This is a genomic window from Buttiauxella sp. S19-1 (assembly GCF_022134725.1).
Lineage (GTDB): Bacteria > Pseudomonadota > Gammaproteobacteria > Enterobacterales > Enterobacteriaceae > Buttiauxella > Buttiauxella ferragutiae.
On the sequence record NZ_JAHWLU010000144.1, the window covers coordinates 1 to 10,549 of the forward strand.

Sequence of the window (10,549 nt, forward strand, 5' to 3'; positions counted from 1 at the left end):
GCTGGCATGCGTGACGATTATCTCTGCGTGTTCAGGTACATTTTCTATGGCGTAGTGTTTAACTTCTGTTTCTATGCCCTGTTTTTGCAGACGCTTACGAAACGTGGTGGCTCCCATAGCGCTTGAGCCCATGCCCGCATCGCAAACAAACGCGACCAATTTCACTGGACCGGTACTCCACGCCCCTTCCTGTTTCATCGCTTTCATGGCGCTGGCAGTCTCATCAAAGTTGTCCTCTTTCTCGACTTCTTTGCTGCGATCCAGTTTCAGAATGAATGCGGTAATCACAAATGAAACGGCTGTCGCCACGGTGACACCGGCAATGGTGGCAAAGAAGGCACCGCGCGGCGTGAGGGCGAGATAAGCAAAGATGGAACCCGGACTTGGCCCTGCAACCAGGCCGCCACCCAATAGATTAAAGGTATAAATTCCGGACATCCCGCCCGCAATCATGGCAATCAGCGTCAACGGCTTCATTAAAACATACGGGAAATAGAGTTCGTGAATACCGCCCAGGAAGTGAATGATCATCGCACCTGGTGCGGATTTTTTTGCCATTCCTTTGCCAAACACTGCAAAACCAAGCAGCAAACCGAGCCCAGGGCCTGGATTCGACGCCACCATAAAGAAGATAGATTTCCCGGTGTCAGACGCTTGCTGCATGCCTAATGGGTAGTAAACACCCTGATCGATTGCATTGTTCAGGAACAGGATCTTCGCGGGTTCGTTAATCAGCGACAACAACGGTAAATAACCGGTGCTGACCAACGCTTCAATGCACTCTTTCACGAAATTGTTCGCCACTAACACCGCAGGGCCAATAATTTCAAAGGCAAACAGGCAAAGCAACATCCCGGCAATACCCAATGAGAAGTTATTAATCACCATCTCAAAGCCTGGCGGAATACGCTTCTCCAGCGTGCGGTCGATAACTTTAATCACCCAACCGCCGAGTGGCCCCATGATCATCGCACCGATGAACATCGGAATATCGGCACCGACTATCACGCCGATGGTACCAATTCCGCCCATCACCGCACCGCGTTTTCCACCAATTAAATGGCCACCGGTTGAGCCAATCATCACCGGTAGCAAATAGGTGATCATTGGGCCGACTATTTTGGCGAAATGTTCATTAGGCATCCAGCCGGTTGGAATAAATAACGCGGTAATAAAACCCCACGCGATAAATGCGCCGATATTGGGGATAACCATAGCTGTAAGAAATCCGCCGAAAGCCTGGACTTTGGCACGAGCTGATTTATTTTTCATATTTATCCTGACGAGAGAATGATTACTCTTGAGTGATAATATCCTTGAGTTGCTGATCGGTATTCGCATTCAGCAAAGCTTCAATTGTTGATTCTTCACAGAACATTTCGCTTAATGCCTGAATAGCACCGATATGCTCATCTGAATCAGCCGCTGACAACCCGATTAATAATTTCACCGGTTCGTGGTTATCGCCAAAACCCACGGTGTTTTTTAATAGCGTAAGAGATAAACCTGTTTTAATTGCGCCGCATTCTGGCCTGGCATGAGGCATCGCAACAAAAGGAGCCAGAATATAATATGGGCCAGTTTCCTGGGTGGTCTTTTTAATTGCATCAATGTATGAAGCGGTGACATAGCCTTTTTGCAATAGCACTTCCATTGAATAATCTATTGCCTGTTGCCAGTCATCGGCAGAGTTTTTTATAGATATGGCAGCATCAGGGAAATAATCTATTAACCGCATACTGTCTTCCTCATTTTGTAGGGTGTTTTTATTTTCAATTAAAGTATGACGGCGTGGAAAATAAATCAAATGAGGGCGGGGAAATGTTATTTATTGAGTGAGAAAAATTTTAATCAATAAATTCAAAGAATTAAAAATACAAAAAAACAAATATAAACATGTCAATAGCAATAATTTTAACCTGATCACAAATTCATGTTTTGTGTTATTTACGATTATGCTATGAAGATCACGATTTGATACTTGATTGATTATACTTTTGCAATGCAAGACAACCCGTTTTATTGAGGATAACCATAAAAAACGGGTCGCCTGAGCGACCCGCTTAACTAGCATGAAGCGATTACAGAACTGCTTTAGCCTGTTTCACTACGTTTGCAACAGTGAAACCAAACTCTTCGAACAGCAGTTCAGCTGGAGCAGACTCACCAAAGGTGGTCATACCCACAACCGCACCATTCAGACCAACGTATTTGTACCAGTAGTCAGCGATGCTGGCTTCGATAGCAACACGCGCGCTCACTGCTTTTGGCAGCACGGCTTCGCGGTACGCTGGATCCTGTTTGTCGAATGCATCGGTAGACGGCATGGAAACCACGCGCGCTTTGATGCCTTCAGCAGTCAGTTGATCCCAGGCTGCAACCGCCAGTTCAACTTCAGAACCGGTGGCAATCAGGATAAGCTCAGGCGTGCCTGCGCAGTCTTTCAGAACGTATGCGCCACGGGCGATATCCGCCAGTTGCTGTTCAGTACGATCTTGCTGTGCCAGGTTCTGACGGGAGAAGATCAGCGCGGTCGGGCCGTCGTGACGTTCTACAGCGTATTTCCACGCCACCGCAGACTCAACCTGGTCACATGGACGCCATGTGCTCATGTTCGGCGTCACACGCAGGGCAGCAAGCTGCTCCACTGGCTGGTGAGTCGGGCCATCTTCACCCAGACCGATTGAGTCATGGGTGTAGACCATCACCTGGCGTTGCTTCATCAGTGCTGCCATACGCACCGCGTTACGGGCATATTCAACAAACATCAGGAAGGTAGAGGTGTACGGCAGGAAACCACCGTGCAGCGCGATACCGTTGGCAATCGCCGTCATACCGAATTCACGTACACCGTAATGGATGTAGTTACCGGCCAGGTCTTCGTTGATGGCTTTGGAACCAGACCAGATAGTCAGGTTAGACGGTGCAAGGTCAGCAGAGCCGCCAAGGAATTCAGGCAACAAGTGACCGAATGCTTCGATGGTGTTCTGGGACGCTTTACGGCTGGCGATTTTCGCAGGGTTAGCTTGCAGGTTCTTGATGAACTCTTGCGCTTTAGCTGCGAAATCAGCAGGCATGTCGCCTTTCATACGACGGATAAATTCTGCGGCTTCTTGCGGGAAGGCGCGAGCGTAGGCAGCGAACTTCTCGTTCCATGCCGCTTCTTTCGCCTGGCCTGCTTCGCGAGCATCCCACTGAGCATAAATATCTTGCGGGATTTCGAATGGCGCGTGTTTCCAGCCCAGTGCTTCACGGGTCAGTGCGATTTCTGCGTCACCCAAAGGTGCGCCGTGGGAATCGTGGGTACCGGCTTTGTTTGGTGAACCGAAACCGATGATGGTTTTGCACATCAGCAGTGAAGGTTTGTCGGTAACCGCTTTGGCTTCTTCAACAGCGCGTTTGATAGCGTCTGCATCGTGGCCGTCAACGCCGCGCACAACGTGCCAGCCGTAGGCTTCAAAGCGTTTCGCTGTATCGTCAGTGAACCAGCCTTCAACGTGGCCGTCGATAGAGATACCGTTGTCATCATAGAAGGCAACCAGTTTACCCAGACCCAGCGTACCCGCCAGCGAGCAAACTTCGTGGGAAATGCCTTCCATCATGCAGCCATCACCCATAAAGGTGTAGGTGAAGTGGTCAACGATATCGTGACCAGGGCGGTTGAACTGTGCTGCCATGGTGCGTTCAGCAATGGCCATACCGACTGCGTTTGCCACACCCTGACCCAGTGGACCCGTGGTGGTTTCTACGCCTGCGGTGTAACCCACTTCCGGGTGACCCGGAGTTTTGGAATGCAGCTGACGGAAGTTTTTCAGTTCTTCAATCGGCAGGTCATAGCCTGTGAGGTGCAGCAAGCTGTAAATCAGCATTGAACCATGGCCGTTAGACAGCACGAAGCGGTCACGGTCAGCCCATGCAGGGTTCTGCGGGTTATGGTTCAGGAAATCGCGCCACAGGACTTCGGCAATGTCGGCCATACCCATAGGGGCACCCGGGTGACCGGATTTGGCTTTTTGTACTGCGTCCATGCTGAGTGCACGAATAGCATTGGCAAGCTCTTTACGAGAGGACATTTTGACTCCAGATCGGATGGTTGAAGGTCAGGCCTTGACTACTATGCGTTATGGGCTACGCCCAAAAAATTGCCATCAATGTACCGCAAGCCGTGTGCCATGTACATGGAGCATCCTTTTGTCCGGTTAAGAAATCTCTGGAAGCTGCTCGCATGTTGCGCATGTTGATGCGCAGCATGCGTTAACTTCTTTATACTCAAGCCACCAGCCAGCGATATGTGGCTCGATCCCCCAGAGTAGTTGTCATTTATTAAGGATATTGGCATGAAGATGCGCCCAATTTTACTGAGCCTGAGCGTTGCAGTCCTGGTGAGTGGTTGCCAGAATATGGATTCCAACGGCCTGCTGGCTTCCGGTGCTGAAGTCTTTCAGGCGTACACATTAAGTGATGCTCAGGTCAAAGAACTGAGCGACAAATCCTGTGCCGAACTGGACAGCAAAGCGTCTATCGCACCGGCCAGTAGCGAGTATGCGCAACGCCTGAACAAAATCGCTGCGGCATTGGGCGATAACATCAACGGCATGCCGGTGAACTACAAGGTTTACGTCACCAAAGACGTGAACGCCTTTGCGATGGCCAACGGCTGTATCCGCGTGTACAGCGGCCTGATGGACATGATGAACGATAACGAAGTCGAAGCGGTTATCGGCCACGAAATGGGCCACGTGGCGCTCGGCCATGTGAAGAAAGGGATGCAGGTGGCGCTGGGGACTAACGCAGCTCGTGTTGCAGCGGCCTCTGCGGGCGGAATGATTGGCAGTTTGTCACAGTCACAGCTTGGCGATTTGGGTGAGAAACTGGTAAATGCACAGTTCTCCCAGCGTCAGGAATCCGAAGCAGATGACTATTCGTATGATTTGTTGAGAAAACGTGGCATCAACCCAATTGGCCTGGCAACCAGTTTTGAGAAGCTAGCGAAGCAAGAAGAAGGCCGCCAAAGCTCGATGCTTGACGACCACCCGGCTTCAGCCGAACGTGCGCAACATATTCGCGACCGTATGGCGGCAGATGGGCTGAAGTAATTTTCAAATGACTGCCTCAGGCGTAATTGTCGCAGGCAGTTTGGACTCGGGCAGCGCGCAGCCACCGGAGCGTACACAAAGTACGTGAGGATGGCGAGTACTGCCCGGGTTCAAAATGGCAAGTAAAATAGCCTGATTACTCGCCTTTCTTAGCCGCCTGGATATACAACATCTCCAGCGCCAACGTCGCGCCCGCCAAAGCAGTAATTTCGGACTGGTCGTAAGCCGGAGCCACTTCTACAACGTCCATACCAACGATGTTCAAATCTTTCAAACCACGAACCAGTTTCAGCGCGCGATCGGTAGTCAGACCACCGATAACCGGCGTACCGGTGCCTGGTGCGAAAGCAGGATCGATGCAGTCGATATCAAAGGTCAGATAAACTGGCATATCGCCAACAATTTGCTTCACCTGCGCCAGCACATCGTCAACAGTACGGTCGTTCACCTGGCCTGCATCCAGCACGGTAAAGCCATTATCTTTGTCGAACTCGGTACGAATACCAATCTGCACAGAATGATTCGGGTCGATCAGACCTTCTTTTGGCGCGGTGTAGAACATGGTGCCGTGGTCGAACTCGCAACCGTTCGCATAGGTGTCAGTGTGCGCATCGAAATGCACCAGCGCCATTTTACCAAAGTGCTTAGCGTGAGCGCGCAACAGCGGCAGAGTCACGAAGTGGTCGCCACCGAAAGAGAGCATACGTTTACCGGCAGCCAGCAGTTTTTCTGCGTGAGCTTGCAGGCGTTCGCTCATATCACGCGCATCACCGAAGGCATAAACCAGGTCGCCACAGTCAACAACGTTCAGACGCTCACGCATGTCGAAATTCCACGGGAAGCGGTTACCTTCCCACGCCAGGTTGGTAGAAACCTGACGAATAGCCGCAGGGCCATGACGCCCGCCTGCACGGCCAGAGGTTGCCGCATCAAAAGGAACGCCAGTGATCACCCAATCGGCATCGCTGTCATACGGCATGAAGTTCAGTGGAAAACGTAAAAAACCGAAGGCATTGGATACCAGGGAATTGTCGTACTGATGGCCTAAGGTGCTCATGGTTTGACCTCACGATGATGGTAATTATTTGCAAAAAAAAGTCCCTTCCGCGTCGTTAACCCGACGAGGAAGGGACTGGATTCATTCAGACTGCTTGTTGGCGGATTATCGCCGAATGTAACCTTATTTGTATACTAATTACTCTAGTAATTCGCGTTACAGGTAGGCGGCAAAGGAGCTTATCCCCGGGAGCTTACTTAAGTAAGTGACTGGGGTAAGTGAGTGCGGCCAACACCCCTGCGACTCGAAGTACGCCGAGTAATTTACTCGTCTTCTAAATAAGTATAGCCATACAACCCAGCCTCAAACTCTTCGAGGAACTGCTGCTGCAAACCGGCATCCAGATCGGTCTGTTTGACCTGATCACGGAAATGCTTGAGCAGAGTTTTTGGATCAAGCTGAACGTATTCCAGCATGTCCGCAACGGTATCGCCTTCATCAGAAAGCTCCACCTCTACGCTGCCGTCAGGGAAGACGAACACGTCAACCGCTTCGGTATCGCCAAACAGGTTGTGCATGTTGCCAAGGATTTCCTGGTATGCCCCAACCATAAAGAAGCCCAGCAACGGCGGGTTTTCCGCATCGTATTCTGGCATCGGCATAGTTGTCGCAATACCGTCACCATCGATGTAGTGATCGATAGCACCGTCGGAATCACAGGTGATATCCAGCAGTACCGCACGACGCTCTGGGATCTGATTCAGACCTTCCAGCGGCAGTACCGGGAACAGTTGATCGATACCCCACGCATCCGGCATGGACTGGAACAACGAGAAGTTGACGTAAATCTTATCCGCCATACGTTCTTGCAGTTCGTCGATGATCGGGCGGTGTGCGCGGTTGCTAGGGTCAAGCAGGCGCTGAATTTCATGGCACATGCTCAGATAAAGCTGCTCCGCCCAGGCACGCTCCTGCAAAGAGAAACTCCCCGCCGAGTAGCCGGTATGGATATCATGCAGATCGTTCTGGCTATCGTGCAGCCATTCACGCAGCGAGCGACGGTTGTTCGGCTCGTGCATTTCGCCCCAGGTTTCCCACATGCTTTGCAGTGCACGGGACGCGTCTGCAGCCGGAGCTGTTGGCGTGGTGTATTCGTTGCGCTCAACACCAATGATGTTAGACACCAGCACGGTGTGGTGCGCGGTCACCGCACGGCCAGACTCGGTGATAACCGTCGGGTGCGGCAGGCCGTTTTCTTCACATGCGTCGCCAATCGCCCAAATGATGTTGTTCGCATATTCGTTCAGGCCATAGTTGACCGAACAATCTGACTGCGAACGCGTGCCTTCATAGTCCACGCCCAGACCGCCGCCGACATCGAAGCATTCGATGTTAACGCCCATCTTGTGCAGCTCAACGTAGAAACGCGCTGATTCACGCACGCCGGTGGCGATATCGCGAATATTCGCCATTTGCGAACCGAGGTGGAAGTGCAGTAATTGCAGGCTGTCGATACGACCGGCTTCACGCAACATTTCAACCAGTTGCAAAACCTGCGTCGCCGCCAGACCAAATTTTGATTTCTCGCCGCCTGAAGACTGCCATTTACCGGAACCTTGCGATGCCAGACGTGCACGCACGCCAAGACGCGGCACCACATTCAGACGCTCAGCTTCTTCCAGCACAATGCGAATTTCTGACATCTTCTCGATGACCAGATAAACCTTGTGACCCATCTTCTCGCCAATCAACGCCAGGCGGATGTATTCACGGTCTTTATAGCCGTTACAGACAATCACCGAACGGGTCATGCCCGCATGCGCCAGTACCGCCATCAATTCGGCTTTAGAACCCGCTTCCAGGCCCAGCGGCTCACCGGAATGAATCAGCGATTCAATCACGCGGCGGTGTTGGTTTACTTTGATTGGGTAAACGAGGAAGTAGTTTCCGTTGTAGCCATAAGACTCGCGCGCACGTTTAAACGCGGCATTAATTGAACGCAGGCGGTGCTGCAAAATCTGCGGGAAACAGAACAGTGCAGGCAAACGCTGCCCCTGTGCTTCACGGGCTTTTACGAGTTCAGCGAGATCAACACGAGCCTCTGGGACATCAGGGTCCGGGCAAACGGTAATGTGACCGAGTTCGTTGACGTCGTAATAGTTATTGCCCCACCAGGCAATATTGTAAGTACGCAGCATTTTGCTGGCTTCCTGGGAGCTCATGGCAACCTCCTGCATGGAGCGGTGTACATCCTGCTCGCCCACTGACGAACCCGAAACAGAAGAGATTTTGTCAGACATGGCGAACCTCAAATTTAAACGAATGTGCAAAACAGTTGACTACTATCGCAGGGGTATCCCGCAATAACAACCCATTAACAGCGCGTATCGGCAGCATAAGACGCTGACAGACAAACTGTGCGACCGGTTTCTTTTTCATATCATTGTAAAAACACGTAACCGAGCTTCGTAGAACGAATCGGCGAAACCACGAGAATACTCTTATCGATGACAAGAGAGCCCTTGTTCAGAATTTCACGGGTTTAAAAACCGGCCCGAGAGTCCTGAGAAGCGCCGAGATGGGTATAACATCGGCAGGAATGCAGCAAAGAGATGCTTATTGAGAGAGGCAAATGCGCACCAGACTGGTGAGCCAGATTCTGTGAATTACAGCGGTTTTTCAATCCTGACACCTCCACACATACCATTTAGGGCATGCGACAAGCCAAAGCTAAGAAATTTGCTCAACCCGGCTGGAAGTGGGCAACACGTAGAAATGTGTGCTTGTTGAATGAGCCGCGCGCGCCGCTTTATACCGATAACAGCCAAAAATTGCAAAACAAAAATCCCTGCTTTGCGGCACTGTCAGTAAAAATTGCCATCCAAGATTATGCTTAGAAACTTGCGGGTAGAAAAATCACTGGTAATCTGATTAAGGGATAACCTAGAATAGCCGTCCAGATGTTAATCCATCTATACCGATTAACTGTTAGACTGCCTGAAATTAATCCTGTGGCTAAAACTCCGAATATCAGTACATCGCACTGATACGAGCGCCAATTAGCGGCAGTCTGCACTAACCTAATTCTCTTAGGGTGAATAAAATATGGCCAAGCACCTCTTTACGTCCGAGTCTGTATCAGAAGGGCATCCCGATAAAATCGCTGACCAAATCTCTGATGCGGTCCTCGATGCGATCCTCGAGCAGGATCCAAAAGCACGCGTAGCTTGTGAGACTTACGTTAAAACCGGCATGGTTCTGGTTGGCGGTGAAATCACCACCAGCGCCTGGGTTGATATCGAAGAAATCACTCGCCAAACGATTCGTGACATCGGCTACGTGCATTCTGATATGGGCTTTGATGCCAATTCTTGTGCCGTGTTAAGCGCGATTGGTAAGCAGTCTCCGGACATCAACCAGGGCGTTGACCGTACCGATCCACTGGAACAAGGTGCGGGCGACCAGGGACTGATGTTTGGTTATGCAACCAACGAAACCGAAGTGCTGATGCCAGCGCCAATCACTTACGCGCACCTTCTGGTTCAACGCCAGGCTGAAGTTCGTAAAAATGGCTCCCTGCCGTGGCTGCGCCCGGATGCGAAAAGCCAGATCACTTTCCAGTACGACGACGGTAAAATCGTCGGTATTGATGCCGTTGTTCTGTCTACTCAGCACTCCGAAGATGTTCAGATTAAAACGCTGCAAGAAGCGGTAATGGAAGAGATCATCAAGCCGGTTCTGCCAGCAGAATGGCTGAACGCTTCCACCAAATACCACATCAACCCAACAGGCCGTTTTGTTATCGGTGGCCCAATGGGTGACTGCGGTCTGACCGGTCGTAAAATTATCGTTGATACCTACGGCGGTATGGCTCGTCACGGTGGCGGCGCGTTCTCCGGTAAAGATCCGTCTAAAGTTGACCGTTCTGCGGCGTACGCGGCACGTTATGTGGCGAAAAACATCGTTGCTGCGGGTCTGGCTGACCGCTGTGAAATCCAGGTGTCTTACGCCATCGGCGTGGCAGAACCGACTTCTATCATGGTTGAAACCTTCGGTACCGAGAAAATCTCTACCGAACAACTGACTCTGCTGGTGCGCGAGTTCTTCGACCTGCGTCCGTACGGCCTGATTCAGATGCTGGATCTGCTGCACCCAATCTACAAAGAAACTGCCGCATACGGTCACTTTGGTCGTGAGCATTTCCCTTGGGAAAAAACCGACAAAGCAGAATTGCTGCGTGATGCTGCCGGCCTGAAGTAAAATCCGTCAGAGCTCCAGACATTAAAGGCCAGCGCTCTGCTGGTCTTTAAGACCGATGACAAACCTCTACGTAGGTCGGATAAGCGCAGCGTCATCCGACACTTTTATCTGCAACAACAGGCGAAAATGGTGGATGGCGCTATCGCTTATCCCCCCTACAACACCTGTTTAATGACCTTTGTCAGCAATCTAAAAG

The 10,549-nt window shown here is 51.1% G+C and carries 9 protein-coding genes; 2 read left to right on the forward strand and 7 right to left on the reverse strand.

Annotated elements, in window-relative coordinates; all coding sequences use genetic code 11:
• The 3 genes from MES37_RS21645 to tkt form a co-directional block, all read right to left on the reverse strand.
• The coding region (locus MES37_RS21645; RefSeq protein ID WP_237932618.1) for a PTS mannitol transporter subunit IICB at positions 1–1,272 on the reverse strand (1,272 nt) is incomplete at its 3' end.
• Between the two features lie 22 nt (positions 1,273–1,294).
• The gene (cmtB, locus tag MES37_RS21650) at positions 1,295–1,738 is read right to left on the reverse strand and encodes a PTS mannitol transporter subunit IIA (RefSeq protein WP_121814915.1); all 444 of its coding nucleotides are present in this window, start codon (positions 1,736–1,738) and stop codon (positions 1,295–1,297) included.
• A 343-nt stretch (positions 1,739–2,081) separates the two neighbouring features.
• The gene (gene tkt, locus MES37_RS21655; RefSeq protein ID WP_237932619.1) at positions 2,082–4,073 is read right to left on the reverse strand and encodes a transketolase; all 1,992 of its coding nucleotides are present in this window, start codon (positions 4,071–4,073) and stop codon (positions 2,082–2,084) included.
• A gap of 264 nt (positions 4,074–4,337) precedes the next feature.
• Between tkt and MES37_RS21660 the strand changes: the two genes are divergently transcribed.
• Positions 4,338–5,096, forward strand: coding sequence for a M48 family metallopeptidase (locus tag MES37_RS21660; RefSeq protein ID WP_121814914.1), 759 nt, complete (start codon positions 4,338–4,340; stop codon positions 5,094–5,096).
• 136 nt (positions 5,097–5,232) lie between these two features.
• Here MES37_RS21660 and speB read toward each other — a convergent pair whose 3' ends face one another.
• The 4 genes from speB to MES37_RS25005 form a co-directional block, all read right to left on the reverse strand.
• Positions 5,233–6,153 carry an agmatinase gene (gene speB / locus MES37_RS21665; protein WP_064543574.1) on the reverse strand — a complete coding sequence of 307 codons (921 nt, stop codon included), beginning with the start codon at positions 6,151–6,153 and terminating at the stop codon, positions 5,233–5,235.
• 263 nt (positions 6,154–6,416) lie between these two features.
• Entirely contained in the window at positions 6,417–8,393 is a 1,977-nt protein-coding gene (gene speA, locus MES37_RS21670; protein ID WP_074388524.1) for a biosynthetic arginine decarboxylase, read from the reverse strand.
• Positions 8,386–8,532, reverse strand: a complete 147-nt coding sequence (gene yqgB / locus MES37_RS21675; protein ID WP_121814913.1) for an acid stress response protein YqgB — start codon at positions 8,530–8,532, stop codon at positions 8,386–8,388. Before yqgB ends, speA begins: the two co-directional genes overlap by 8 nt.
• Before the next feature lie 103 nt (positions 8,533–8,635).
• Entirely contained in the window at positions 8,636–8,800 is a 165-nt protein-coding gene (locus MES37_RS25005) for a hypothetical protein (RefSeq protein ID WP_422387207.1), read from the reverse strand.
• 398 nt (positions 8,801–9,198) lie between these two features.
• Between MES37_RS25005 and metK the strand changes: the two genes are divergently transcribed.
• Positions 9,199–10,353: a methionine adenosyltransferase gene (gene metK, locus MES37_RS21680; protein WP_237932620.1), complete on the forward strand. Its 1,155-nt coding sequence runs from the start codon at positions 9,199–9,201 to the stop codon at positions 10,351–10,353.
• The last annotated feature ends 196 nt before the right edge of the window (positions 10,354–10,549 follow it).

Coding starts and splice junctions, on each gene's coding strand:
- cmtB (WP_121814915.1), bottom strand. CDS start 1,738: ATGCGGTTAATAGATTATTTCCCTGATGCTGCCATATCTATAAAAAAC.
- tkt (WP_237932619.1), bottom strand. CDS start 4,073: ATGTCCTCTCGTAAAGAGCTTGCCAATGCTATTCGTGCACTCAGCATG.
- MES37_RS21660 (WP_121814914.1), top strand. CDS start 4,338: ATGAAGATGCGCCCAATTTTACTGAGCCTGAGCGTTGCAGTCCTGGTG.
- speB (WP_064543574.1), bottom strand. CDS start 6,153: ATGAGCACCTTAGGCCATCAGTACGACAATTCCCTGGTATCCAATGCC.
- speA (WP_074388524.1), bottom strand. CDS start 8,393: ATGTCTGACAAAATCTCTTCTGTTTCGGGTTCGTCAGTGGGCGAGCAG.
- yqgB (WP_121814913.1), bottom strand. CDS start 8,532: ATGAAAAAGAAACCGGTCGCACAGTTTGTCTGTCAGCGTCTTATGCTG.
- MES37_RS25005 (WP_422387207.1), bottom strand. CDS start 8,800: ATGGTATGTGTGGAGGTGTCAGGATTGAAAAACCGCTGTAATTCACAG.
- metK (WP_237932620.1), top strand. CDS start 9,199: ATGGCCAAGCACCTCTTTACGTCCGAGTCTGTATCAGAAGGGCATCCC.